This is a genomic window from Vibrio sp. 397 (assembly GCF_033339395.1).
Classification (GTDB): domain Bacteria; phylum Pseudomonadota; class Gammaproteobacteria; order Enterobacterales; family Vibrionaceae; genus Vibrio; species Vibrio alginolyticus.
In genome coordinates, this window is the sequence record NZ_JAWOUN010000002.1 from 368,676 (window position 1) to 394,338 (window position 25,663).

At 44.3% G+C, this 25,663-nt stretch carries 20 protein-coding genes; 9 read left to right on the forward strand and 11 right to left on the reverse strand.

Going from position 1 to position 25,663, the window contains the following annotated elements; genetic code table 11:
• Window positions 1–3 precede the first annotated feature (3 nt).
• Together R7P36_RS04590 and R7P36_RS04595 are read left to right on the forward strand one after the other, a co-directional pair.
• Entirely contained in the window at window positions 4–504 is a 501-nt protein-coding gene (locus R7P36_RS04590; RefSeq protein WP_053349252.1) for a hypothetical protein, read from the forward strand.
• 140 nt (window positions 505–644) lie between these two features.
• The gene (locus R7P36_RS04595) at window positions 645–1,475 is read left to right on the forward strand and encodes a sulfurtransferase (RefSeq protein ID WP_053349253.1); all 831 of its coding nucleotides are present in this window, start codon (window positions 645–647) and stop codon (window positions 1,473–1,475) included.
• 165 nt (window positions 1,476–1,640) lie between these two features.
• On the opposite strand, the gene R7P36_RS04600 is transcribed toward R7P36_RS04595, so the two are convergent.
• Entirely contained in the window at window positions 1,641–2,642 is a 1,002-nt protein-coding gene (locus tag R7P36_RS04600; RefSeq protein WP_005387670.1) for a sugar-binding transcriptional regulator, read from the reverse strand.
• A gap of 466 nt (window positions 2,643–3,108) precedes the next feature.
• Between R7P36_RS04600 and tal the strand changes: the two genes are divergently transcribed.
• On the forward strand, window positions 3,109–4,059 hold the full coding sequence (tal, locus tag R7P36_RS04605; protein ID WP_005373488.1) for a transaldolase: 951 nt from the start codon (window positions 3,109–3,111) through the stop codon (window positions 4,057–4,059).
• 125 nt (window positions 4,060–4,184) lie between these two features.
• Entirely contained in the window at window positions 4,185–6,176 is a 1,992-nt protein-coding gene (tkt, locus tag R7P36_RS04610) for a transketolase (protein ID WP_042522667.1), read from the forward strand.
• A gap of 141 nt (window positions 6,177–6,317) precedes the next feature.
• Here the strand turns inward: tkt and R7P36_RS04615 are convergent, their stop codons facing one another.
• From R7P36_RS04615 to aroG, 3 genes are all read right to left on the reverse strand, one after another.
• Window positions 6,318–7,880 carry a PAS domain-containing methyl-accepting chemotaxis protein gene (locus tag R7P36_RS04615; RefSeq protein ID WP_318122029.1) on the reverse strand — a complete coding sequence of 521 codons (1,563 nt, stop codon included), beginning with the start codon at window positions 7,878–7,880 and terminating at the stop codon, window positions 6,318–6,320.
• A gap of 209 nt (window positions 7,881–8,089) precedes the next feature.
• Window positions 8,090–9,262, reverse strand: coding sequence for an MFS transporter (locus R7P36_RS04620; RefSeq protein WP_025767923.1), 1,173 nt, complete (start codon window positions 9,260–9,262; stop codon window positions 8,090–8,092).
• Between the two features lie 153 nt (window positions 9,263–9,415).
• Entirely contained in the window at window positions 9,416–10,468 is a 1,053-nt protein-coding gene (aroG, locus tag R7P36_RS04625) for a 3-deoxy-7-phosphoheptulonate synthase AroG (protein WP_017635200.1), read from the reverse strand.
• A 458-nt stretch (window positions 10,469–10,926) separates the two neighbouring features.
• Here aroG and R7P36_RS04630 point away from each other — a divergent pair, with 458 nt between their 5' ends.
• The gene (locus tag R7P36_RS04630; protein WP_005373499.1) at window positions 10,927–11,919 is read left to right on the forward strand and encodes an OmpA family protein; all 993 of its coding nucleotides are present in this window, start codon (window positions 10,927–10,929) and stop codon (window positions 11,917–11,919) included.
• An 88-nt stretch (window positions 11,920–12,007) separates the two neighbouring features.
• On the opposite strand, the gene R7P36_RS04635 is transcribed toward R7P36_RS04630, so the two are convergent.
• Window positions 12,008–12,610: a beta-phosphoglucomutase family hydrolase gene (locus tag R7P36_RS04635; RefSeq protein ID WP_017819896.1), complete on the reverse strand. Its 603-nt coding sequence runs from the start codon at window positions 12,608–12,610 to the stop codon at window positions 12,008–12,010.
• Window positions 12,611–12,686: 76 nt separating this feature from the next.
• On the opposite strand from R7P36_RS04635, the gene arfB reads away from it, so the two are divergent.
• Complete coding sequence (gene arfB, locus R7P36_RS04640) at window positions 12,687–13,100, forward strand: alternative ribosome rescue aminoacyl-tRNA hydrolase ArfB (protein ID WP_017635196.1); 414 nt, start codon at window positions 12,687–12,689, stop codon at window positions 13,098–13,100.
• Between the two features lie 100 nt (window positions 13,101–13,200).
• On the forward strand, window positions 13,201–14,970 hold the full coding sequence (locus R7P36_RS04645) for a methyl-accepting chemotaxis protein (RefSeq protein WP_318122030.1): 1,770 nt from the start codon (window positions 13,201–13,203) through the stop codon (window positions 14,968–14,970).
• Window positions 14,971–15,060: 90 nt separating this feature from the next.
• On the opposite strand, the gene vmeZ is transcribed toward R7P36_RS04645, so the two are convergent.
• Together vmeZ and vmeY are read right to left on the reverse strand one after the other, a co-directional pair.
• Window positions 15,061–18,213, reverse strand: a complete 3,153-nt coding sequence (vmeZ, locus tag R7P36_RS04650) for a multidrug efflux RND transporter permease subunit VmeZ (RefSeq protein WP_017635194.1) — start codon at window positions 18,211–18,213, stop codon at window positions 15,061–15,063.
• 8 nt (window positions 18,214–18,221) lie between these two features.
• Window positions 18,222–19,349 (reverse strand): multidrug efflux RND transporter periplasmic adaptor subunit VmeY, encoded by a 1,128-nt coding sequence (gene vmeY, locus R7P36_RS04655; RefSeq protein WP_017635193.1) that lies wholly within the window; start codon window positions 19,347–19,349, stop codon window positions 18,222–18,224.
• A gap of 419 nt (window positions 19,350–19,768) precedes the next feature.
• On the opposite strand from vmeY, the gene R7P36_RS04660 reads away from it, so the two are divergent.
• Window positions 19,769–20,233 (forward strand): dCMP deaminase family protein, encoded by a 465-nt coding sequence (locus R7P36_RS04660; protein ID WP_005373515.1) that lies wholly within the window; start codon window positions 19,769–19,771, stop codon window positions 20,231–20,233.
• A gap of 82 nt (window positions 20,234–20,315) precedes the next feature.
• Here R7P36_RS04660 and pepT read toward each other — a convergent pair whose 3' ends face one another.
• Window positions 20,316–21,545 carry a peptidase T gene (gene pepT, locus R7P36_RS04665; protein ID WP_031781280.1) on the reverse strand — a complete coding sequence of 410 codons (1,230 nt, stop codon included), beginning with the start codon at window positions 21,543–21,545 and terminating at the stop codon, window positions 20,316–20,318.
• A gap of 170 nt (window positions 21,546–21,715) precedes the next feature.
• Window positions 21,716–22,579 carry a DUF6279 family lipoprotein gene (locus tag R7P36_RS04670; RefSeq protein ID WP_186585443.1) on the reverse strand — a complete coding sequence of 288 codons (864 nt, stop codon included), beginning with the start codon at window positions 22,577–22,579 and terminating at the stop codon, window positions 21,716–21,718.
• 261 nt (window positions 22,580–22,840) lie between these two features.
• Here R7P36_RS04670 and R7P36_RS04675 point away from each other — a divergent pair, with 261 nt between their 5' ends.
• Window positions 22,841–23,014 carry a hypothetical protein gene (locus R7P36_RS04675; RefSeq protein ID WP_005373524.1) on the forward strand — a complete coding sequence of 58 codons (174 nt, stop codon included), beginning with the start codon at window positions 22,841–22,843 and terminating at the stop codon, window positions 23,012–23,014.
• 90 nt (window positions 23,015–23,104) lie between these two features.
• Here R7P36_RS04675 and R7P36_RS04680 read toward each other — a convergent pair whose 3' ends face one another.
• Both R7P36_RS04680 and narQ read right to left on the reverse strand, forming a co-directional pair.
• Window positions 23,105–23,719 (reverse strand): response regulator, encoded by a 615-nt coding sequence (locus R7P36_RS04680; RefSeq protein ID WP_031777156.1) that lies wholly within the window; start codon window positions 23,717–23,719, stop codon window positions 23,105–23,107.
• A gap of 4 nt (window positions 23,720–23,723) precedes the next feature.
• A complete protein-coding gene (gene narQ / locus R7P36_RS04685) occupies window positions 23,724–25,460 on the reverse strand; it encodes a nitrate/nitrite two-component system sensor histidine kinase NarQ (protein ID WP_025767926.1) in 1,737 nt (578 codons plus the stop codon).
• Window positions 25,461–25,663: the final 203 nt, after the last annotated feature.

Sequence of the window (25,663 nt, forward strand, 5' to 3'; positions counted from 1 at the left end):
ATTATGAAAGCACTTATCACAATCATCATGGGATTAGCACTAACGGCTTGTGGCGGAGGCGGTGGCGGCGGAGGTGGTAACAGTACACCACCTCCACCAACCCAAACCACGGTGCCAGAGGAAGATACTACCCAGCAGGAAGAAACTACTGAAGAAGAGACAACGGTAACAGTGGAAGATGCAACCATGCAGGATCTAGTAGTACCAGATGGCTTTAGCTACAACCCAGTGACGGAAGGTACGCTCAATGTAGACATCAGTGGTTTTTCTTCACAACGAGCACACCTAAGCGTGTACAAAGAGTTTGTTGAGCACAGTTCAGGTAACTACGATGCAAGATACCCAAGTAAAGTCGCATCGGTTCCACTCAACAACGGTACAGCAAACGTCGACTTTAATGTTTCTGATAGCCAAGGTAGCCTACTTGTTGAAATTTGGTTCTATGACGGCAGTGACCCAATTCAGAAAGTGATTACTTCAGGAGACAACACTTGGACCATGTAACTAGATAGATTGAAGGCATAGCGAAAGCGCCCCTTCATCATAAATCTTCAATCTCAAGCTTAAAAATCGCATCGTTCTTTTGAACATGCGATTTTTTTGTTGTAAAACAGTAAGATTATCCACCTAGCAAACTAAAGACAATGCAAGCACTGATTAGTACTGATGAACTCAATAGCCTTCTCGGCCAACCTAACGTCAAACTCCTCGACGCTAGTATTGCGTTTCAAATCCCTTCTGAAGGCAAAAAGATTCAAGATAAGTGGATTCCAAATACTTTACGCTTTGATTACGACAATGACTTTTGCTTACCCGGTTCTTCCCTGCCGCATATGATGCCAACAGAAGAAGGCTTCAACCAAAGTGCGCAACAACTCGGTTTGAACAACGAAGATTTGATTGTGGTTTACGACAACTCTGGCACTTTAGCCGCGCCAAGAGCTTGGTGGATGTTCAAAGCTATGGGACATGATAATGTTCGAGTCTTAAATGGCGGTCTTCCTGCTTGGATTGAAGCCGGATTCCCTGTTGAAAGTACCCTATCGCAACCAAGCGAAAGAGGTAACTTTGCGGGTAAGCTCAACCAAAATGCCTTTTTGAGTGCACAAGATGTTCTTGCTCATTCAACCAATAAAAGTGCCAACATCATCGATGCCAGAGCCAAAGCACGATTCCTTGGTGAAGTGCCTGAGCCACGAGAAGGTCTACGTAGTGGGCACATTCCAAATTCGGTTTGCTTACCGTTTCAAGAACTCTTGACCAACGGTCACATTAAACCAAACTCAGAGTTGCAACAGATATTTAGCGCACTAACGATAGATAGTGACAATTCGATTATTTTTAGTTGCGGTTCCGGTGTAACCGCATGCATTTTATTACTCGCGGCGTATCAAATTGGTCTAGACAATCTGTCGGTGTACGACGGTTCTTGGACCGAATGGGGTGCTGACCACTCTCTACCTATCGAGCGTTAAGACAAGTGTCTGTTTAACAAAGTATCTTACGTTTATCTAAAGATGGTGTGTTCCAATAAACTAAACGCAGCTTCTAAACCAAACTTGTCATTTCGAAATAGAAACTGGCTATGAGTGATTTGTCACCCCTCATAGCCTGACTACATCAAAAGCCGACTATTTCCGTTAGCGTTCAGATGTCGCGTTGCCGTGCATTTGCTCATCTAAGTTGAGCACGGTTAATGCGTTGCTAACGCTCGTGGCGATCACGTCTATCGCTCCAGTTCTTAATGCTCCGAGTAGAGCGAGTGGCTTGCTGTTCTCAGCTGCGATCGCAATGACTTCCGAGATCGGCCGAAACTCTTCAATACCAAGTCCAATTACTCGGTCACTCATTACCGTGTTCGCTACATTACCGTGAATATCAAAGAAGTCATAACCTGCAAAATCCCCTACCACACCTTGTTGAAGTCTCGACTGAACCACTTCATCAGGCGTAAACCAACCTAAGTCGACCATGTAACTGTTTTCGCTCATGTCACCAATACCAACCAAAGCAACATCGGCTTTACGTGCTAGGTCGAGCGTTTGTTTCACGGTTGCATTTTGCATGAAGGCCAACTTCTGTTCTCTATTTTCTGCGTATGCCGGCGCATAAAGGGTTTCAGAGGTTCCCCCATATTTCTTCGCCAACTGACGACAAATATGGTCGGCGTTATACATACCGCCACGCGGGTGAATACCACCAATGCCACACACAAATTTACAGTCACGCGGCGTAATAACACCAATATGGTGAGCGACAGACGACACGTTGCGCCCTTGTCCGACCGTCACCACCATGCCGTTTTTGAGCGTGCTAGTGAGATAATTGGACACCAATCCCGATACCTGTAGTCGTTGCGCTTCTTCATTCGGTTGATCAAGAGCAACAAGCGCGCGCTTAACGCCGAATCGCTCGATCAAACGTTGTTCAATCTTGGCGCTGAACACCGGATGGTATTTAACGGTAATTTCAACAATGCCTTCATCACGCGCCTGCTTGAGCATTCGCCCGACCTTTGCGCGTGATATGGCAAATTTTCTCGATATCTCTTCCTGAGTCGCACCGTCTTGATAATACGCGACGGAAATCTCTGTCAACAAATCCGTGTTTTCAATGGAAATATCTTGATTAGAACTGCTCATGGTTTCTCTCGCCCTTTAAGAGGATCGATATTGTATGCAATAAGTGAACATATGCTCATTGACTTAGCATATGTTCTTTATCAATTTAAACGCTACATTTGCTCATCGCAATAACATTTTCTCACTACAATTTTTTACCCTCTTGGACAACGCTCAAGCTTAGAACAATAAGGGCAAACGTTTATTTGGGTTAACCACTAAACACACAGTAAAAAAACGTTGATGAAGTTCACTATAAGTCCATTTCAGCGATTGACTTTCAGCATAGATAGGATAAATATGGACACATCATTTACTCAGCTATCGATCAAATGTTCATAGCATTTGTTCGGTAACGAAATTTTCCGTAGTTGGCTGAGCAGATGTCTCATTAAATGCGATGAGACGGTTAGCTAACTCGCTTGCAAATGCACAAGCTGTGATAACAAAAATCACGCTTAAGCCCATTTAAATAGGATGATCGATTATGAGCAACAAGTTAGAGCAACTTCGTAAACTAACGACTGTAGTAGCAGACACTGGCGAGATTGATGCAATTAAAAAGTATCAGCCAGAAGACGCAACAACTAACCCTTCTCTTATCCTTAAAGCCGCTCAAATCGCAGAGTACGCACCTCTAATCGATGCTTCAATCGAATACGCTAAAGCACAGAGCAACGACAAAGCTCAACAAGTTCAAGATACTTGTGACATGCTTGCAGTAAACATCGGTAAAGAAATCCTAAAAACTATCCCAGGTCGTATCTCTACAGAAGTAGACGCTCGTCTATCTTACGATATGGAAGGCAGCGTAGCGAAAGCTCGTCAACTAGTGAAAATGTACAACGATGCTGGCATCACTAACGACCGTATCCTTATCAAACTGGCTTCAACTTGGGAAGGCATTCGCGCAGCTGAGATCCTAGAAAAAGAAGGCATCAACTGTAACCTAACGCTTCTATTCTCGTTCGCTCAAGCACGTGCTTGTGCAGAAGCGGGGGTATTCCTAATCTCGCCATTCGTTGGTCGTATCATGGACTGGTACAAAGCGAAAGAAGGCCGTGACTTCGAAGCTCAAGAAGATCCAGGCGTACTATCTGTAACTAAGATCTACAACTACTACAAAGAATACGGCTACAAAACTGTAGTTATGGGCGCAAGCTTCCGTAATATCGGTGAGATCTTAGAACTAGCTGGTTGTGACCGTCTAACTATCGCTCCTGCTCTACTTGCAGAACTAGAAGCAGCTGAAGGTGAAGTAGTTGAGAAACTAGTTGATTCTAAAGGCGCAGCTGAGCGTCCAGCACCAATGACTCACGCAGAGTTCCTATGGGAACATAACCAAGACCCAATGGCTGTTGAGAAGCTGGCTGAAGGTATCCGCAACTTCGCCGTTGACCAAGGCAAACTAGAAGCGATGATCGAAGCTAAGCTTTAATTGCTTACCAAAAGCGAGTAGCCCGTCTACTCGCTTTTACCATCAGCACTATTTTCAAAAAATTCTATTTGAACTTGTTTCGGCGAGTTCCCTCTATTTAAATCAAATATCGAGAAGTAATCACTATGGATCGTAAACATCTAGCAAATGCAATCCGTGCGCTAAGCATGGATGGTGTTCAACAAGCTAACTCTGGTCACCCAGGTGCACCTATGGGTATGGCTGACATCGCTGAAGTTCTTTGGCGCTCTCATCTAAACCACAACCCATCAAACCCTGAGTGGGCAGACCGCGACCGTTTCGTACTGTCTAACGGCCATGGCTCAATGCTGATTTACTCTCTACTGCACCTTGCAGGTTACGAGTTGTCTATCGACGATCTGAAAAACTTCCGTCAGCTTCACTCTAAAACTCCTGGTCACCCAGAGTATGGTTACGCGCCAGGTATCGAGACCACAACGGGTCCGCTAGGTCAAGGCATCACTAACGCGGTTGGTATGGCTCTAGCTGAAAAAGCGCTAGCAGCGCAATTCAACAAAGAAGGCCACGACATCGTTGACCACTTCACTTACGTGTTCATGGGCGACGGCTGTCTGATGGAAGGTATTTCGCACGAGGCATGTTCTCTTGCAGGTACTCTAGGTCTAGGCAAGCTGATCGCGTTCTGGGATGACAACGGCATCTCTATCGACGGTCACGTTGAAGGTTGGTTCTCTGACGACACACCTAAGCGTTTCGAAGCTTACGGTTGGCACGTAATCCCTGCAGTCGATGGTCACGATGCTGACGCAATCAACGCAGCAATTGAAGCAGCGAAAGCGGATCCACGTCCTACACTTATCTGTACTAAGACTATCATCGGTTTTGGTTCACCAAACAAATCTGGTTCACACGATTGTCACGGTGCGCCACTAGGTGCAGAAGAAATCGCAGCAACACGCAAAGAACTAGGTTGGGAGCACGGTCCTTTTGAAATTCCGCAAGAAGTCTACGCAGAATGGTCAGCGAAAGAAACAGGCGCAGCTAAGGAAGCAGCGTGGAACGAGAAATTTGCAGCTTATGAAGCAGCGTACCCTGAGCTGGCAGCTGAATTTAAACGCCGCGTAAACGGTGAGCTTCCTGCACAGTGGGAAGAGAAAGCAAGCCAAATCATTGCTGATCTTCAAGCTAACCCAGCAAACATTGCATCACGTAAAGCGTCTCAAAATGCTCTAGAAGCATTTGGTGCTCTACTACCAGAGTTCATGGGTGGCTCTGCTGACCTAGCACCTTCTAACCTAACCATGTGGTCTGGTTCTAAGTCTCTAGAAGCAAGCGACTTCTCTGGTAACTACATCCACTACGGCGTACGTGAATTCGGTATGACAGCGATCATGAACGGTATCGCGCTACACGGTGGTTTCGTTCCTTACGGCGCAACATTCCTAATGTTCATGGAGTACGCACGTAACGCAATGCGTATGGCTGCGCTGATGAAAATTCAGAACATCCAAGTGTACACGCATGACTCTATCGGTCTTGGCGAAGATGGTCCAACTCACCAACCAGTTGAGCAAATGGCATCGCTACGCCTAACACCAAACATGAGCACATGGCGTCCATGTGACCAAGTTGAGTCCGCTGTAGCTTGGAAACTAGCGATTGAACGTAAAGATGCACCGACAGCACTTATCTTCTCTCGTCAAAACCTTGCGCAACAAGAGCGCACAGCAGAACAAGTAGCAGACATCGCGAAAGGTGCTTACATTCTGAAAGATTGCGAAGGCAAGCCAGAGCTAATCCTTATCGCAACAGGTTCTGAAGTTGAACTAGCAGTAGAAGCAGCAGCACAGCTAACTGCTGAAGGTAAGAAAGTACGCGTTGTTTCAATGCCATCAACAGACGCATTCGACAAACAAGACGCCGCTTACCGTGAAGCTGTACTGCCATCAGACGTAACAGCACGTATCGCAATTGAAGCAGGTATTGCTGACTTCTGGTACAAGTACGTAGGCTTCGACGGTCGCATCATCGGTATGACTTCATTCGGTGAATCTGCACCAGCTGGCGAACTATTCAAAATGTTTGGTTTCACGACTGAAAACGTAGTGAACACAGCAAAAGAGCTACTCGCGTAATTGCAGTAAAAAGATAGTCAGTTTTCTCTATTGCGAATGTGAAAACTGAAAAGCCCCACCAGCAATGGCGGGGCTTTCTTTTATCTGGCTCCTATTCGCATAAACGCAGCCAGGACATAAACATCACAACTTTCGTTACGACTATTTGTCTTCAAATCGAAGTGCGAGCTGATAGAAATCTTGTACTTGGTCTTTCAACTGTCGGCTGTTTTGTTCAACTGAATGTGTTGCTGCCAAGTTTTGTTCTGCGGTCGAAGCGATAGAATGAATGTGCTGGTTTACATCACTAGATAGCTTTAACTGGTTATTCGCCGCTTCTGCTACATCAACCATCAGCCCACTCATGGTTTGCATCATCTGTTCAACTTCAGACAAACGCAACGCGCTTTGTTCTGCTACTTGAGAACAGGCATCGGTTTGCTCTTTGTTTGCCAGAATATCTTTCTGCCAACTTTGAATCGTTGCCAACATAGTGGAGATAGAAGCTTGGATTTGTTCAGTTGCATTGGATGTACGCCCAGAAAGCGCGCGGACCTCATCAGCTACAACAGCAAAACCACGACCTTGCTCCCCTGCCCTTGCTGCTTCAATCGCCGCGTTAAGTGCCAGTAAATTGGTTTGCTCTGCGATCCCACCAATCTCTTCCATCAAATGGTTCACCTTCTGCGCCTGATCACTCAGTTGATACGTCGTTTCCGTCGCTTTTTCAGCTTGAAGACTTAATTGCGCTAGATTGGTGTGCGTTTGATCGATGGTCTCCTTCGCCATCAAGCATGACTTCAATGTATCATCAATCAACATATGGGCATCATTGGAACTCGAAGAAACCGAATTTGCCGACAACTCCACCTCTTGGGTAGCATCTCGCACACGATGAATATCGGTATTTTGCTGATTTAATGCAGCCGAGACTTCTGCCGTTGTTTGACTAAGCTCTTCGGCGCAATGCTGCAAAGGCAATGCGGAGTCAGTCATTCTTCCTAACACGGTTCGAATTCTTGCGGATAGCATTTTGATATGGAAATCGGCAATCGAAAATGCCGTGTTACCGGAATAGATCAAGCGACTTACGCTGTCATATTGCTTTTGTAACTTTTTAAGTTGCTGAGGTGTATCAATTAACTCTTGGCGGAATAACAGAGCCAGAACACTTGCAGGTAACGCACTTGCAAGCCAAGCCAACGGCCCTTCAACAGACAACGCATATGCGGTTGCAGGTGCGGTTAGTGCACCAAGTAGAATCGCATAGCGAATGGTTTCATTGATTTTCAACGACCAAGTTCGACCAGACTCCTCTGCAGTACGCATGCTTTTGTAGGCTTTTGTCGCAATATCAACCCACTCTCGCTTTGGTTTCACGCGCACTGATTGATACCCAACAACATGGTTGTCTTCGTAGATAGGGGTGACATAAGCATCAACCCAATAGTAACCGCCAGACTTAGTGGCATTCTTAACCATTCCACGCCAGGCTTTACCTTGTTTAAGGCGTGCCCACATGTCACCGAAAGCGGCTTTAGGCATATCATTATGACGAACTATATTGTGGTTCTGACCGACAAGTTCTTCGTGAGTGTATTCAGCAACGCGGCAAAAGGCTTCATTACAATATGTAATAACGCCTTGTAAGTTCGTTGTTGAGACGAGTTCCTCAGACTCCCTCACGAGAGTTTCTTGAGCTTTATGAGAAATATTGGCTGACATAGACGAAACTTCTTTAGTTTTTATTGATTTTCGGCAAGATATATACAGGATTTTTATTTTTATTACAAAAAGTTAGATAAAAAGTCTTATCAAATCGACATTTTTATTGTGGGAATTCACATTATCGATAAAAACATAAAGAGGAGATTGTTGATTTGAGCTAATAAACAAACCCGACACGATAGGCCGGGTTATATATTAAGACTTAATTAAGCGGTTTGTGATTCTGGCTTTTTATTCGTTTTTAACGCAAACATCGCGATAACGAGTAACACAAATGGAAGAACATACAAATTAAGATTCTGCCAACCTACGGTAGACTCAAGCCAACCAGATAGTAATGCGGTGATGGTGACACAACTGAACACGAAGAATTCATTAAACGCTTGAGCCTTGCTTCTGTTTTTCGCTTCATAGCTTTGACTAAACAGCCCGGTTGCTGCGATAAACATAAAGTTCCACCCTATTCCTAACAGGATTAAAGCAAGACTAAAATGCCAGATAGACACTCCATGTATATTAATTCCAATACAAGCAACAAATAGCAATCCACCCGCCAAAATCATATTCTTAGCGCCAAACCGCTCTATCAGACGGCCCGTGACAAACGCAGGTGCAAACATACCCAACACGTGCCATTCGATCACTCCCGCCGCTTTATCAAAATCAAAGCCACAACCAATCATCGCTAAAGGAGTTGCTGTCATTAAAATGTTCATCACCGCATACGCAACCATTGCCGCGATAACTGCTAGCATGAAATTAGGTCGACGAATAATCAGTCTGAGCTTATCCGCCTTAGCGTGTAGCGCCTGCGTGTGTGCAGGTGGAAAACGAATGGTTTGTAGCACAACCAACGCAGTTATATAAAGCACGACAAGCACAGCAAATGCACTAATGTATAAGCCATCACCTGACCACTGCTGTGAGTACACCGCCAAATTAGGTCCAAGGATCGCCGCTAACACCCCACCCGCCATAGATATCGAAATCGCCCTATGCCTTGCCGACTCTTCACACACTTCAATGGCAGCAAACCTGTATAGAGTACCGAAACCTATACCAACACCAAGCAAAAACGTAGACATGCAGAACAGATAGAAGTTTTGTTGACTTAATGCATACGTCGCTAGACTAGCACCCAAAATGCCAATGACATTACCAAGGCTAAAACCAAGGCGACGCCCTAACTTGCCCATAATTAGCGACGCGGGAATTGTCGCGGCCATCAGTCCCAAAAACTGCAGTGCAACTGGTAATGTGATAAAACTTGATGACGGCGCAAGTGTTTTGCCAATAAGGGCAATAACAGATATGAGTAAAATATTCCCTGTCATTAATAAGGCTTGGCAGAGGGATAGAAGCCATACATTACGATTCAATTCCAAATTCCTTTTGGTTACAACGTATACAGATAACATATAGGAAAGCAGAAGCAATAGAAAGATATGAGAGTAATTCTCAACAAAAAGAGCCAGAGGCATAGTACCTCTGGCTCTTCACTATTCACTTTTAAAAAAGTTTTTCTGTTGAGCTTACTTGTTGCGGCGCGCTTTTACTGCATCAGAAAGCTGACGAAGTACCGTTTCCGTATCTTCCCAACCAATACATGCATCAGTAATCGACTGACCATAAGTGGCTGCTTTACCATCCACTAAGTCTTGGCGACCTTCAACTAAATGAGACTCGATCATCACTCCAAAAATGGCTTCTTCGCCAGCAGAGATTTGCTCGGATACATCATCAGACACCAGCATTTGACGCTTGAACTGCTTCGAGCTGTTAGCATGGCTAAAATCAATCATCACTTTTTTCGGCAGACCTGCAGTGTCCAGCTCATCTTTAATTTGAGCTACATGTGCTGCACTGTAGTTTGGTTCTTTACCGCCACGTAGAATAATATGGCAGTCTGGATTACCAGCGGTTTCTACGATCGCGGAATGACCGTATTTTGTTACTGAAAGGAAGTGATGGGAAGCGCTTGCAGAACGAATCGCGTCGCTCGCTATTTTAATATTCCCGTCTGTACCGTTTTTGAAACCTACAGGACAAGAAAGACCAGAAGCTAGCTCGCGGTGAACCTGAGATTCTGTCGTACGAGCACCGATAGCGCCCCAACTGATCAAATCCGCCACGTACTGAGGTGTGATCATATCTAAGAATTCACTTGCCGTTGGCAAGCCCATATCGGTTAGATCAAGAAGAAGTTTACGTCCGATACGTAGACCATCATTTAGCTTATAGGTGTCATTTAAGTAAGGGTCATTGATAAGGCCTTTCCAACCAACGGTCGTACGCGGCTTTTCAAAATAAACTCGCATAACAACCTCAAGCTGCTCGCCCAGTTCATCACGTAGTACTTTTAGCTTTTTACCGTACTCAACCGCGGCAGCCGGATCGTGAATAGAACACGGGCCAACGATAACGAGTAATCGATCGTCTTTTCCTTCAAGAATATTGTGAATGGCGTTACGGCAATCAAAAGTGGTCGAAGAAGCGGTTTCAGTCGCTGGGAACTTCTCTAATACTGCAACAGGTGGCAATAACTCTTTTACTCTATTTATTCTTACATCATCAGTTTGAAACATTACTTCTACTTCCTGGTTTTATTTCCGACCCCATTTTTACCAACTGAACTCATTGCAACATTGTTCACAAAGCGAGCAGCATCAAGGGCTGTGGTCATTTTCTGTCTAGCGTTTAAGTAACTTATCGGCTTAGGCGTAGACTTGCAATCAGTTTTTGCAAATAAATGCAAATAAAAACCACCTGTTAACCACCGCGCACAATGTAAAGTAAAGTTTACGAAAAAAGTTCAAAATAATCATCAATTTTCTTATGCACCAAAAAATCTTTACTACAATGTAAGAAATATCAGAAGTTTGTGAGGTATTTTTGGGTAGTAAATGTTGATCAAGTTCAAATATATTGTTGCTTGATATGAAATGATTAGAATATTAAACTAATTTCTTATAAACACTGGTTTTTTCTAATTTTTTGATAAAACGAAGTAGAAGTTAATATGCAATCAATACAAGGAAACATTATGAACAAAGTAGCAATTGCAGTAGCAGCAGTGGTAGCTGGTAGTAGCGCGCTTTTAAACTCTGCTCAAGCTGAAATGTACATCGGGGGCAAAGTGGGCATGACTACACTTGACGACGCTTGCTATCTAAATAGCCCTTGTGATGATGAAGCGTTCGGTGCAGGACTACATATCGGTTATGACTTTACCGATATCATCGGGCTAGAGTACGGCGTAGACTTCTTAGGCGACTATGAAGGAAACTCTAGGTCAGGGGCTAATACGATTAATACGATTGACGGCAATCTAACGGCTTTAACACTTGCACCTAAATTCAACTGGCACTTAAACGACTCTTGGAATCTGTTTGCTAAGATCGGTGGTGCTTACATGATGTCTGATGACGAAACAGACTTTGTCCCAACAGGTTCTTTGGGTGCTGAATACTCGATCGATAGAAACTGGAGTGTTCGCGCTGAATACCAACGTTACCAAGACATGTCTGACGACGTGTGGGACGACATGGATGCTAACTTCTTTGGTATCGGTGTTAACTACAAATTCGCAGCAGCTCCAGTTGTTGCAGCAGTTGTAACGGAAGAAGTGATCGAGCCAGATCCAGAACCAGTGATGATGAGCAAGGTGCACAAAGAAGAGTACGGTACAGGTACGTTTGAATTCGATAGTGCTAAGTTAACAGAGTCCGTTTCTGAACGTCTGGACAACTTTGTTTCATTCTTGAACGAATATCCTCAAGCTCAAGTAGAGATTACTGGTTACACGGATAGCTCAGGCCCTGCGGCATACAACCAAAAACTGTCTGAGCGTCGTGCTCAATCTGTTGCTGATTACCTAACCGCAGCTGGCATTGGTTCAGATCGTTTGACAGTTAAAGGTATGGGTGAAGAAAACCCAGTTGCTGACAACAGCACTCGCGAAGGTCGTGAGAAAAACCGTCGCGTAGAAGTTGTGGTACCTTCATTTGAATACCAAGAGCTAGTTCAACCAGAATAAGCATCTATGATTCATGATCGATGATGTGGTAAAAATTAATGGGGTGCATTTGCACCCCATTTTGATCTCATATTAAGGGATATTGCCACTATGGTTTTGGGAAAAAGATCAACTCATTATCTTGCACCATAACGCAATCCATACCAGCTGCATGCGCCGCTCGCTTCCCCAACTCAGTATCCTCGAACACAAGACACTGTGACGCCTCCAAGTCGAGTTGTTCCGCGGCCACCAAAAAGGTATCTGGAAAGGGTTTATGGTTCTCTACATCACTCGCGGTTACTACAACATCCAACTTGTCTAATAAACCTGCATGACTTAATAAGCGCATGGCACTTTCTCGTTGGCTGCCAGTCCCGACTGCAATTTTCTTATGGCCTAAATATTCCTCTAACACGATGTTCGTGCAAGGAATAACGTCACCATGAAGCTCCATAGCAGCGAATGTTTCCATTTTAAATGTCGCGACAGTTTTAGGATCTAACGAAAGCTCATGCACACGATTTAGTTCCTCAACAATTTTAAAGCTCGGCATCCCTCCCAAACTGTGAAACCATTCCTGGCAAAACGGAAAATCAAAACGCTCAGCAGTTGCTTGCCAAGCTGCCAAGTGGGCTGGCATGGTATCGATTAGAGTACCATCCATATCAAATATGAATCCCTCATAGGGTCTAAAATCAATCGTGCTCATGTCTTTTCTTCTATTTGTGCATCTGTAATGTTAATTTATCAGCTCTTTCAATCGTCCTTACCGGCATTTACTTATCATGCTCAAAATTTCGAACTCCGTCACAATTCAAGAGTGGGAAATTCAATTATCCCCAATTAGAGCTCAAGGAAATGGTGGCCAGAACGTTAACAAGGTAGCGTCCGCTATACACCTGCGCTTTGATATCCGGCATTCAAGCTTACCTGACTTTTACAAAGAGCGATTACTTGCACTTTCTGATAGTCGTATAAGTAAAGATGGCGTGATCATCATCAAAGCGCAACAATTTCGGACACAAGAACAAAATAAGGAAGACGCCCTAAATCGGCTTCAAGCATTGATAAAAGCTGCCGCTTTACAGGAGAAGAAGCGTATTAAAACGAAACCAACCCGCGCTTCTCAACGCCGACGACTTGATACAAAAAACAAGCACGGAGCGAAAAAACAGCAACGCAAAAAAGTGCTTTATTAGTGCATGTCGTTTTCTCGACATGTTAGTTGAACAACGTTTGCTAGCCCTTGGAAATCTCATTGGATTTCTCTTTTTAGTTACTTATTCAGGAAACAACAATATGACTATTAGGCAAAAACTCTACTTCCTCGGAGTTATCGCCATTTTAGGCATCGTGGCCCTTTTGGGTACGTCATCCCATTTTGAAAATAAGAGCAATGATCTTAATCACGCCATCAAACTCGTTGGTGATCTAGAAATACGCTTACTCAACTTACGCAGAAATGAAAAAGATTTCCTACTGCGTAGTAATGACAAATATCTAAATAAGTTTGACGCCAATGTTGACAAGTTTATAGACACAGAAAAAGAGCTTGCGAACATACTCAAGAGTAATGAATTACCTTCCAGTCAACAATTTAAGCAAGACTTGCTCGCATACCAAAGGGGCTTTCAGAATCTGGTCAGCGCTTACCAACGATACGGGCTTGATTCAAAGAGTGGGCTTCTCGCCGGTTACGAACAAGCACTATTAGAAGCTAAACAACGTTCAGACCACCAGCAGTTATTGGCATTAGTCCGTTTTGACTCTGCGGTAAAAGCAGGACTATTCAATAGTTACTTGCTTGAGGGGCAATATGCTCCGGAGCTTATCAAAACAGGTAAGCAATTGGCGGCCCAAAAGCAAGTTGTTGGGGTTGCTTATGACAAAGGCCTACTCGGTGAAACTCGCGCATTATCCCATGCCGTAGAAGAGCAATTTGAAACCTTTTCCACAGCCCTTAGCTCTGCTGCCGCACAACGTGATGAACAAATGTCGACCATCAAGCAGGTCATTACAGCTCTGATCTTAGTCGTTATTTTCGCATTGATTTGGCAAATTTCACGTTCAATCAATACGCGAGTGAATAGCTTACTTGGCACCATTCGAAGTATCAGCGAAACGAACAACATGGGACTTCGATCTGATTTGAAAGGTCAAGACGAGCTATTTGATATCAGTCATCACCTCAATGACCTATTGGATAAGCTTGAGCATCTAATTAGTAGTACCCAAGAAAAATCGGCGCAACTCACTGCAAGTACCGATAATATGCATCGTGAGTTAGAAGGCGTTATGGAGCAATTCCACACTCAAACTGACCACACTGCATCAATGGCGACGGCAGTTCAGCAAATGGTTGCCACAATAGGTGAAATCTCTGAAAGCACATCAGTTGCGGTAGAAGGCGTACATCAGGCAGCGAATAATGCCGAACAAGGTCGAGGAGTTGTTGAGGCGACGGTAACCAACATCGGTCAACTAACCACGATTTTATCAAACAGCCAGCAGTCGATTGGCTCGCTGAATCAGCATGTAGATAAAATTGGTGGTGCCGTGAACATCATCCAAGAGATTGCAGAGCAAACCAACCTACTAGCTCTCAACGCAGCAATTGAAGCCGCGCGAGCAGGCGAACAAGGCCGCGGGTTTGCAGTTGTCGCCGATGAAGTACGCGCCCTAGCTAGCCGAACTCATCAATCCACAGAGGAAATCACGCGGGTCGTTGCAGACATTCAAACTCAAATGTCTACAGTTGTTGCTGATATTGATCAATGTAACGATCAAGGGCAACAAACACTTAATGCTTCTGAAAAACTGGATTCTAGCCTGCAACAGATCATTACTGACATGCATTCAATTCAAGGTAATTCGGAGCGCATAGCTTCAGCAATTGAAGAACAAGGTATCGTGATGAACCAAGTTAGCGGTTCAATCACCGAGCTAAACGCAATATCTGAGAATAACATGCAATCCGCTCAGGAATGCTTGCATGAAGTGAACTCTGTCTCTGCTCAAGCTCATGATATGGATGAAGCCGTTGCACAATTCAAAACTGCGCTAAAATAACCCTTTTTCAAAATAGAAAGCCCGAGGCAATCATTGCTTCGGGCTTTTTTTCAATTGTCACTTCGTGCTTACTGCGCACTTCGGATGTGATTATTCATCATCAAGAGGAACCAGCTTGGTGTTGCCGCCATGAACTTTCTCACGCTGTCTTTGCACCAGAGCGTAGAAGCCTGGGATCAAGAATGTACCTGCTAGAAGCACACACAATAGACCACCAATCAGCGACACGCCGAGTGAGTTTTGACTCACGTGCCCCGCGCCAGCGGCAAAGATAAGCGGGAAGATACCCAGAATAAATGACCAAGATGTCATATTCACAGCGCGGAAACGTAAAGTGCCTCCTTTAACCGCTGCACTATCGATATCAGCATCTTTTTCTTCTCGCTCTTGCTTGGCGAACTCCACAATCAAAATTGCGTTTTTCGCCGCCAAGGCTATGAGCAAGACAAGACCAATTTGGGCATACAAGTTAAGCGGCGTGCCAGTTAGATTCAACGCAAGGAAGGAACCTAACGTTGCTACTGGGACCACCAAAATAATAGCCAGTGGAATACTCCAACTCTCATACTGAGCCACCATAAACAAGTAAATGAAGATCAAAGCCAGCGCAAACGCATAAATGGCTTGGTTACCCGCGAGCACTTCCTGATAAGCCATACCTGTCCATTCATACGTGTACCCTTGCGGAAGAACTTCAGCAGCAACGCGTTCCATTGCTGCAATCGCATCACCACTAGAGTAACCCGGAGCTGGTTGGCCTTGAATGATAGCACTGCGGTACATGTTGTAACGCCACGCCACATCAGGCTCAAACACTTGCTCGTAGCTCACTAGCGTACTTAACGGGACCATATCACCGTTCGAAGAACGAACATGGAAACGCTCTAGATCTTCCATGCTGCTACGGTGCTGGCTATCAGCTTGCATGGTTACGCGGAAGTTCTTACCAAACATGGTGAAGTCATTCACATAAAGCGAACCTAAGTTGCCTTGCAAGGTTTGGAAAATAGACGACAGCGAAATACCTAATTGCTGCGCTTTCTCACGATCGATATCAACGTAGTAGTGCGGAACATTCGCGCGGAACGTGCTAAACGTGTAGGCAATTTCAGGCGCTTGGTTAGCCGCTTGGATCATTTCTCCCATGACCATCGACAAATCGGTACGACTTCGCCCTAGCGTGTCTTCAAGCACAAACTCAAAACCAGACGCAGCGCCCATACCAGGAACCGCCGGTGGTCCCATCGCAAAAACAACCGCTTGAGGTAGCTCTGTCGCCGCTCGACCGTTAATACGTGCCGCGATAGCATTAGCAGAGTGCTCTCCTTGCAGCGAGTTACGAGTATCCCAGTCATGCAATTTGATAAATACAGAAGCACCGTTTGATGCTGCTGCGCCTGTCATAAACGAGTAACCGTTCGCAACCGTCACACCATCCACACCAGGTTCTTCACCGATCATTTTCATTAAATCATTGGTGACTTCTTCAGTGCGTGATAAAGAGGCTGAATCTGGTAGCTGTACGTTAACCAGCAAAATGCCTTTATCTTCTTGAGGAACAAACGCTGTAGAGGTGGTTTTCGCAAAGAAAGTGACCGCTGCGATAGCAACTATAAAGAACGTCACGAGCAGTAAAGACTTCTTCACCAAGAAACCAGCGATCTGGCCATAACGCGTAGTGATGCGCTCTAAGCCTCGGTTGAAAGCCTGGAACCAGTTAGCGGTATTGCCCCCACCCTGCTTCAATACCAGAGAACAAAGTGCTGGAGACAGCGTCAATGCATTGATGGATGAAATCACAACCGAAATACAGATGGTCAAAGCGAACTGGCGATACATGATACCGGTGATACCTGGCAGCATGGCGACGGGTATGAATACCGCAAGTAGAACCAAGGTCGACGTGATGATTGGTCCCGTTACTTCTTTCATCGCTAGCAACGTCGCTTTACGCGGTGAAATGGTTGGGTCTTTCGCCATGGTAGTATCGACGTTTTCGATAACCAGAATCGCATCGTCCACCACGATACCAATCGCAAGGATCAAGCCAAACAAAGTAACCGTATTAATGGTGAAGCCCGTTGCCTGCATGATGGCAAACGTACCAATCAGAGAAACGGGGATCGCGACAACAGGAATCAACGTTGCACGCGCACTACCCAAGAACAAGTAAGTTACAGCAATCACCAATAGAATCGCTTCAATCAGTGTTTTTACTACCCCTTTGATCGATTCAGATACGAACACGGTTGTATCGTAGCTGGTCTCGTATTCCATTCCCTCTGGGAAGTTTTTGCTCAAGCCTTCAAGGAGCTCCATGACGGCCTGACCACTTTCTAACGCATTCGCATCCGATTGAAGAGACAACGCAACGATTGACGCGTCCTGGCCACGGAACTTACCGTTACCATCGTAGAACTTTTTGCCTAGTTCAACGCGAGCAACATCTTTCAGATAAACCGTAGAGCCATTGGGATTAGCTCGAAGGACTACGTTCTCAAACTCACTCACGCTTTCCAAGCGACCTTTGGTCACAAGGTTAAACTGAACTTCTTGCGGATTGTTGTATGGTGCTGCACCTACACGCCCTGCCGCAACTTGAACGTTCTGTTCAGCCAAAGCGGCGTATACGTCTGACGTGGTTAGCTTAAGGTTGGCCATTTTTTCAGGATCTAACCAAACACGCATTGCGTATTCGCCACCACCAATCACGTTAACTTCACTGATACCTTTCGCACGAGCCAACTGATCTTTTACATTCAAGTTAATGTAGTTAATCAAGAACTGATCATCGTATTTGCCATCAGGTGAATAGAAGTTAAGCACCATCAGCAAGTCAGGTGAACGCTTTTTCACCGTCACACCAACCATGCGAACTTCTTGAGGCAGTTTTGACTCAATCTGTGACACGCGGTTTTGCACGTTAACTTGCGCCATATCTGGATCGGTGCCGACATCAAACGTGACGTTTAGGCTGTAAGAGCCATCGTTCGCGCTCTTTGAAGACATGTATATCATATCCTCAACGCCGTTGACTGAGGTCTCTATGGGGTCAGCAATGGCCTGCTCGACAACTTCCGCACTCGCACCGGTGTAGTATGCCGAAACGCTGACTGATGGCGGACTTATCTGTGGGTACTCCGCCACTGGCAAAATCGCCAGTGAGATCGCGCCGGCTAGCGTTAATATGATCGAAATAACCAGCGCGAATTTAGGTCTCTGAATAAAGAAACGACTTAACATAGTGCCCCCTACTGCTTATCTTCAGCAGGTGCTTGAAGGCGCACTTCTACACCATTACGCACACGTTGTAGGCCTTGTGTAATAACCGTATCTTCCTGATCGAGCCCTTCTCGAATGATAATGCCTTGTTCAACCTGAGGGCCAAGCTCGACGTTACGACGCTCTGCCACACTTCCCTCAGCCATCACCATCACAAAGTCACCTTCTAAGTCAGTCTGTACGGCACGTCGTGGGATAACAATAACGTCTTTCGTGTTCTTATCTCTCAAGTTCACTTTGATGTGTTGACCCGGAAGTAACTTCTGCTCTGGGTTTGGCACTAGCGCGCGCATAGCAATCGTACCCGTTTTGGTGTCAATACGATTACCTAAGAAATCAAGCTTACCAAGATGCTCAAAAAACTGTCCATTTTCCAGTTCAAGCTGAACTTCAACGCGGTTTGATTCAGCCGAGCCATCACCTTTTACTTGATCCATACCCATAGCTAAACGCTCACGCTCACTCACACTAAATGAGGTATGAACTGGATCTAAACTCACCAGAGTTGTCAGCACGCCAGATGACGGAGAAACCAGATCACCCGTACTAACTTTGGTATCACTAATACGTCCGCTAAAAGGTGCTCGGATTTGAGTATAGGAAAGGTTAACTTCAGCAAGTTTAAGTTGAGCATTTGCCGCTTCTAGCTCTGCTCTCGCACCAAGAAGTGCCGCAGTTAAAGCATCAAACTCAGATTGAGAGATACTACCGCGAGGCAACAAGTTTTTACCTCGAGTATGATCTAATTCGGCTTTTTTTAGCGCCGCTTTAGCTTGTGCAAGTGCGGCTTTAGCACTCGCGACTTGGGCTTCAAAAGAAGATGGCTCGATAGAGTAAAGGAGCTGCCCTTTTTCTACCATTTGCCCCTCTTCAAAGTGACGAGCTTTTAAGTAGCCAGAAATCTGCGCGGTAATATTGGTATCTTCTACTGCTTCAATGCGACCGATATAAGACTTGCTCGGTTGGTAGTCGATAACCGTGACATCCTGAGTCACTACGAGAGGCGCTTGACCTTTCGTTTGGGCATTATTAGCTTCCCCGCATCCAGCGAGGATTGCTGTAGCCGCCATTAGTGCGACAAGTGGTTTCTTTTGCATGTATTTACCGTCTTTATAGAACAGGATATTGTTGAATTCCTATCAACCTTACTCCTTGCTGCCACTGAAAACTTCACTGAAAAGCGCCCAAGGTGTTTCTAAATGTAAACATGAGAAACAAAAGGAAAATAAAGTAATTTAGTTAACAGTGGTATTCAATGAGCAATATACATACAACTCAATCATAACTATTTAATATACGCCTTAGGAGATCGCGAATTTTAGCGTGTGCTTGGAAACACTAACGGGAGTATTGTATTCGGGCGTAAAGTGAGATTCAGTGCTCAAGATAAGAACGTTTTGTGGCTAAAAAGGTAAAAAGTGACGCCTTCATACTCAAGACCCCGATTTTGACTATTTTTTTAATATAAATGGGTTATCATTCAATTAATTCAACGCCTTCGACAGAGAGGATGACTATGATTTCTAAATGGGCGAAACGCTTTTACCAGATGGCAGAACTAGTGGCGTCTTGGAGTAAGGACCCATCAACACAAGTCGGTGCCGTTATTACTAAACAGAATCGCATTGTATCTGTTGGATTTAATGGCTATCCGCATGGTGTTTCTGACAGTGTCGACACCGATGAGCGCGAGTTGAAATACCTTAAAACACTGCACGCGGAAGAGAACGCAATTTTGTTCTCAAAACGTGACTTAGACGGATGTGATATTTGGGTAACGCATTTTCCTTGCCCTAACTGCGCGGCAAAGATCATTCAAACAGGGATCTCACACGTACACTGCCCCGAGCAGTCTGAAGACTTTTTATCTCGCTGGGGAGATAAAATCCAAGTCAGTCAAGATATGTTCGATCAAGCGGGTGTGAAAGTCGACTGGTTACCACTAGAAGACATTGAAATTGAAGACAAAGACGTGCGCTAGTATCCCATCTTAATAGTTAAATAGCCCAGGAAGATCTGGGCTATTTTGTTATTAAATCTGCAAGAGGTCTCGACGTAGTCTTTTAACTGTGTTTTTTCGCTGTGAGCTCAGCAATTTTGACAATAACGAGTACTGATTTTTCCATCATTTCAACAGAAATAAACTCATGAATTCCGTGGAAGTTAAAACCACCGGTGAAGATATTCGGGCACGGCAAACCCATAAAAGATAAACGAGCACCATCTGTACCACCACGAATAGGTTTTATAATCGGTTCCACATCACACGCTTCCATCGCTTGCTTTGCCAGCTCAATGATATGAGGGTAAGGCTCAACCATTTCTCTCATATTGTAATAGCTGTCTTTTATTTTTAGCTCTACAGAACCATGGCGTAAACCCGTGTTCATTTCATCGACGAGTTTCTGCATAAAGGCTTTTCGATCCTCAAGTCTTTGACGGTCAAAGTCTCTAATAATGTAACCTAGCTCGCTTCGTGCAACGCCCATTTCTGCCGATTTTAGATGGAAGAACCCTTCGTAACCTTCGGTTGTTTCCGGAGTTTGATCTTGGGGCATTTGAACTTGAAATTTCGCAGCCAAGTTCATCGCATTGACCATTTTGCCTTTTGCAGTACCTGGATGAACGCTAACACCATGAAAAATTACATCAGCGTTTGCTGCATTAAAGTTTTCGTATTCCAATTCACCTTGCGGGCCACCATCTATAGTGTATGCCCATTTCGCGCCAAATTTTTTAACATCAAACAAATCTGCACCACGACCGATTTCTTCATCCGGAGTAAAGCCGATACAAATGTCGCCGTGTGGAATGTCTGGGTTTTCCAGTAGCAGAGCTACCGCGGAAAGAATCTCTGCGATACCGGCTTTGTTATCCGCGCCAAGTAATGTAGTGCCATCGGTAGTAATAAGATTGTGGCCATGTAGGTGATGTAAATCTGGGTATTGCACGGGAGATAACACTTCATCCCCCAACCCTAATGCAATATCGCCACCCTGGTAATCTTCGATGAATTGCGGCTTTACGTTTTTGCCAGATGCATCCGGCGCGGTATCCATATGGGCAATGAAGCCGATAGGAGGAACCTCATAATCAACATTGGCTGGTAGTTTAGCCATCAAGTAGCCATTTTTATCCAAAGTCACGTCACTTAAACCAAGCTCGATCATCTCTTTTTTAAGTAACTCAGCAAACACAAGCTGACCAGGTGAACTTGGGCAAAGCGTCACATGTGGATTGGATTGGGTATCAAACGTGACGTATCGAAGAAATCTTTCAACTAAATGTTTCATATTTATTCTCATTGTTTTGTACGATGAGGCCTTATCACGCATTGATAAGCTGACGTTGCCTCATCAAACCTCACGCTATGTTACGCTCTTAGCTCAATAAGAATTTGCTTTGAATCATTTTTTGATAAGAAAGGCTTTTGCGCTTTGCTTTCGCTCATTGAGGTATGAATTTAATCTAAAAGTTCCTCAGCCAGTACTCGCCACTCTTTAACCTTTTCACGAAAATGACGCCATTGCTTATCGGTCATCGAACGAGAAACATCTAATGTCAGTTGATCAACCAATGCAAAGTTAGAATCAATATTCAGAGAAAGCTGCTCACTATAATAACTCTCTGGCTCGAACAAGAGTCGCATAAATATATCTTGATAAGTCACAACATTAGATTTGTTGTCGAACAAGTATTCGAGCTCTTGATATACCGTGGCTCGATAATCTCTCCATAAAGGGCTGTTTAAAATAACTTGCTGAGAAAATCTTTGAGCTAATTGACGCTGATTTCCTGATAGATTCCCCAGCCATTCTTCCATCCACTCTTCAGTGTTATCCAGAATAATTTCACGCACTTCGTCTTCTGTCTTATCGGCATATTTTGCGTTTCGCTCTTGATAATGTTCTTGTACATTACTCAAAAACTCGCGTTCTTGCTCTTTCGTTAATTGCAAACTTAACGCAAAAAGATCTGGTGCTGCTTTGCTTACCACTCTATCGTAATGCGCTCGCATTCTATCTCGATTTTGTTGTAAGTAATTTAAGGTGATATCGCTCGCTTTTAATCTCTCAAGGTCTTTTAAATGTTCGATATATAATGGTAACTCCTCTTTCTTGTGCCAGTCTGCCAACAATAATAAGCGCTCTTCCACCAGGACTTCTTGTTCCCCTTGCAACGAGACATAGTCCTCTAAGTAATCGAGCACGAACCAATCGATATTGCTGTATAAAAACTTTTTCGCACAACCGGCAAGCAGAAATACGAAACAAAATAGAAGGCCATAACGAAGCGCCTTATTAGGTACATCCTTTAATTTAGTCACTTATTCGTATTCCCTTTTCTGTTGATTAAGTTCTATACTCAACCTGTATCACTTAGTATTGCGGCAAACTTACACCAGTGTGACAAATATTGATTGCCACCTTAATAATATATAGAGTTTGAAATTAACTTTTTGATCACAGCTATCCGCAAAAAAGTGAGTTAGAGCGCAATTATCGGCTAAAAAACGTACCGAACGACGCTCCCTATAACGGCATATAATTTGCATGGATGTTTTTTGGATGGTTTATGGAGGCGAAGTATGGCAGCCGCTGAGCAACTTGATACCAGTGTAGAATATGAGATTCGATATTTTGAACAGGGGAAAATGCACTGCATGAGAGTCATTGCTGAAAGCAAAAAAGTGGCTTATCAGTACTATTTGGAGTGTGGTAAGCACAACAGTGACTTGTACTCTATTCGCCCAGACAAGTAAAAAAACCGCCTGTTAGGCGGTTTTTTTACTTGTCAGAATCAATATAACTATTTGATTTTATTTATCATTACAGATTCAAATCCAACAATGTTATTTGATGTCGCCAAAGCGCTCAAGATAAAGGACGGTTGCTGCAGTACGAGAAGGAACTTGAAGCTTTTTAAGTAAACTCTTCATATGTACTTTAACCGTAGACTCAGAGATAAAAAGACGATCGGCAATTTGCTTGTTGCGGAAACCTCTTGCCACCTCTCTTAAGATCTGAGATTCACGATCGGTCAGTGTATCAAACACGTCCTCTTGCTCTGAGCGTTCACTCAAATACTTAGAAACTTCTTGGCTGTATGCCTTGTCCCCTTGATGCGCTTGTTTTAGCAACTCAACCAACTCATCAGGCTCAGTGTCTTTCAATAAATAGCCATCGGCACCACTTCGAACTATTGCTTCTATATCTGCTGGGCTATCTGAAACGGTTAGAATGACAATTCTGGCTTCACAGCCATCTGCACGCAGTGCTTGCAAAGTATCAAGGCCAGACATGCCTTTCATATTAAGATCAAGAAGTACAAGATCCAGTTCCAGCTCATGCGCTTTCGCTACTGCATCCGCGCCATTACTTGCTTCTGCAATAACCTCAAACTCAGGCTCAAAGCTTAAAAGCTGGTGGATACCTCTTCGCATGAGTGGATGATCATCCACCAGCATTACTTTACACACTGTCACTGTTTACTTCCTTACTATGTTGGAATTCTAATTTTACGGTACAACCTTTGTTTATCGATGCTTCGATGTGAAGATCGGCATGCAGTCTAGCGGCCCGCTCTTGCATGATACTCATACCGTAATGATTTAATTTTTCGTCTTGATGTTCAAAGCCTATTCCATCGTCGCTAACGGTTACTGTGACTTTTCCATCATTATCGAGACATTGAATGTGAATATTATCTGCTTGCGCATGTTTGATAGCATTAATTGCCGCTTCTCTTATCAACTGTAGTAAATGAACCTGCTGATGTGCGTCCAGTTCAGTTGATGAAAGTCTATTTTTTAGCGTAATGTCCGCAGCAGTTTGTTCACTGAGCGTTTCAACCATGTCTTGCAATGCTTGGCCAAAACTGCCCTCTTTAATCGTAAGACGAAACGTCGTCAGTAATTCGCGTAACTGCGTATAAGCCGCAGATAAGCCCGTATCTAGCTCAGCAATAACTTGATTAGCCTGCGCGATCGCCTTTTCGTCAGGCAAGTTCTTTACGCTTCTCTTTAACAAAGCGACCTGAATTTTTAAGTAAGAGAGTGCTTGAGCCAATGAATCATGCAACTCCCGAGCAATAGTGGCTCGCTCTTCCATCAGCAGAATTTGTTCTGCTTGGCGCTGCGCCCGATTGTAATACACGGCGCGTGATAAAATCTGCACGAAGTTGTCAATAAGAGCCTCGTTCGGACAAGGTAACCCTGCTTTCCAATATAAATAGCCCAAGTGCTCACCATCTAGCATCAGGGCTTTACCGTGGCAATCTTCATCACAATCTTGGCAGCATTCTTCTCCTTCCATCAATATCCAGCTCGGTTCTCCCAGCTGCTCGATTTCAAGTTTGACCGCTTTAATGCCCTCAAGACTGACGATATGCTGCAAAATCGCCTGGAAATTGTCTTGATTAATACGCGACGCCGTGAGTTCTTTTGACGAGTCATACAGCACCTCTAAAGACTGGTTGGCATGCTGCAATTTACGTGTTTTCTCATCAACCGCTTGTTCTAATCCTCGGTACAACTTACCAAGGTCTGTCGCCATCCGGTTAAAGGTTCGAGTCAGTATTCCCATTTCATTGTCGCTAGATACATTGAGCGATATATTGAATGAGCGATTTTTAATTTGCTCGCTAGCAAAAACTAAGGCACGCAGAGGCCGAACAACTTCGAGGCGCACAAAATGAACGACAAACATACTGACACAAAGGATGCCACCCAACCCTAACCCGCCGATCCAGGCTAAGTTAATCAGTTTTTGCTCCGAAAAGCTTTGCAGCTTAAATACAAACTCATCGATTTGTTCAACAAAACCGGCCACTAGGAGTTGATATTCTGCCGGGTTGTCTCCTCTCAGCACCGCCTTGAGTTCATGCCATCTGATAATAAGACGGTAGTAATCGTGAGTGATGTCTTCAGGCACAGACCAATGCTGAAGCGCTTTCATTGAAGGTGAATATATCGAATGTTCAAATGCGTCAATATGTGAAGAATAGTCAACAGATTTAACCTGAATATCATTCGCCAGACGGTAGCTTTGCATTCGCATCGAGCCAGCAACATTGACGGCTTCAGCATCGTTCAAACTGGACGCTAACGTAAAAATCGCAAAACCAGTCGTAGCGACTGAGAGCAGCAAAATAAGAAGCATCGCGGACGCAATCGTGCGCGTCACTGACTTTTTCACATTTTTAAACAATCTGAGTTCCTCGCCCATTAACAATCCTATTTGTACGTGCAATGAACCCATTACCTTTCAACTTTATCAATATGTGATCACCTGCGACGGAATTTATTGATCCAAAACAATATTGCATACCATTTACCCCCTAAGAGGTATTTATACAAATATGTCAAAAACTACAATTTCGTTAGTTTAAATGACAGTTTATTAATGAAAAT

Coding starts and splice junctions, on each gene's coding strand:
- tal (WP_005373488.1), top strand. CDS start 3,109: ATGAGCAACAAGTTAGAGCAACTTCGTAAACTAACGACTGTAGTAGCA.
- pepT (WP_031781280.1), bottom strand. CDS start 21,545: ATGAAACATTTAGTTGAAAGATTTCTTCGATACGTCACGTTTGATACC.
- arfB (WP_017635196.1), top strand. CDS start 12,687: ATGCTCAAAATTTCGAACTCCGTCACAATTCAAGAGTGGGAAATTCAA.
- R7P36_RS04590 (WP_053349252.1), top strand. CDS start 4: ATGAAAGCACTTATCACAATCATCATGGGATTAGCACTAACGGCTTGT.
- R7P36_RS04630 (WP_005373499.1), top strand. CDS start 10,927: ATGAACAAAGTAGCAATTGCAGTAGCAGCAGTGGTAGCTGGTAGTAGC.
- R7P36_RS04635 (WP_017819896.1), bottom strand. CDS start 12,610: ATGAGCACGATTGATTTTAGACCCTATGAGGGATTCATATTTGATATG.
- tkt (WP_042522667.1), top strand. CDS start 4,185: ATGGATCGTAAACATCTAGCAAATGCAATCCGTGCGCTAAGCATGGAT.
- R7P36_RS04645 (WP_318122030.1), top strand. CDS start 13,201: ATGACTATTAGGCAAAAACTCTACTTCCTCGGAGTTATCGCCATTTTA.
- vmeY (WP_017635193.1), bottom strand. CDS start 19,349: ATGCAAAAGAAACCACTTGTCGCACTAATGGCGGCTACAGCAATCCTC.
- R7P36_RS04595 (WP_053349253.1), top strand. CDS start 645: ATGCAAGCACTGATTAGTACTGATGAACTCAATAGCCTTCTCGGCCAA.
- R7P36_RS04600 (WP_005387670.1), bottom strand. CDS start 2,642: ATGAGCAGTTCTAATCAAGATATTTCCATTGAAAACACGGATTTGTTG.
- aroG (WP_017635200.1), bottom strand. CDS start 10,468: ATGTTTCAAACTGATGATGTAAGAATAAATAGAGTAAAAGAGTTATTG.
- R7P36_RS04680 (WP_031777156.1), bottom strand. CDS start 23,719: ATGCTGGTGGATGATCATCCACTCATGCGAAGAGGTATCCACCAGCTT.
- R7P36_RS04675 (WP_005373524.1), top strand. CDS start 22,841: ATGGCAGCCGCTGAGCAACTTGATACCAGTGTAGAATATGAGATTCGA.
- R7P36_RS04660 (WP_005373515.1), top strand. CDS start 19,769: ATGATTTCTAAATGGGCGAAACGCTTTTACCAGATGGCAGAACTAGTG.
- vmeZ (WP_017635194.1), bottom strand. CDS start 18,213: ATGTTAAGTCGTTTCTTTATTCAGAGACCTAAATTCGCGCTGGTTATT.
- R7P36_RS04615 (WP_318122029.1), bottom strand. CDS start 7,880: ATGTCAGCCAATATTTCTCATAAAGCTCAAGAAACTCTCGTGAGGGAG.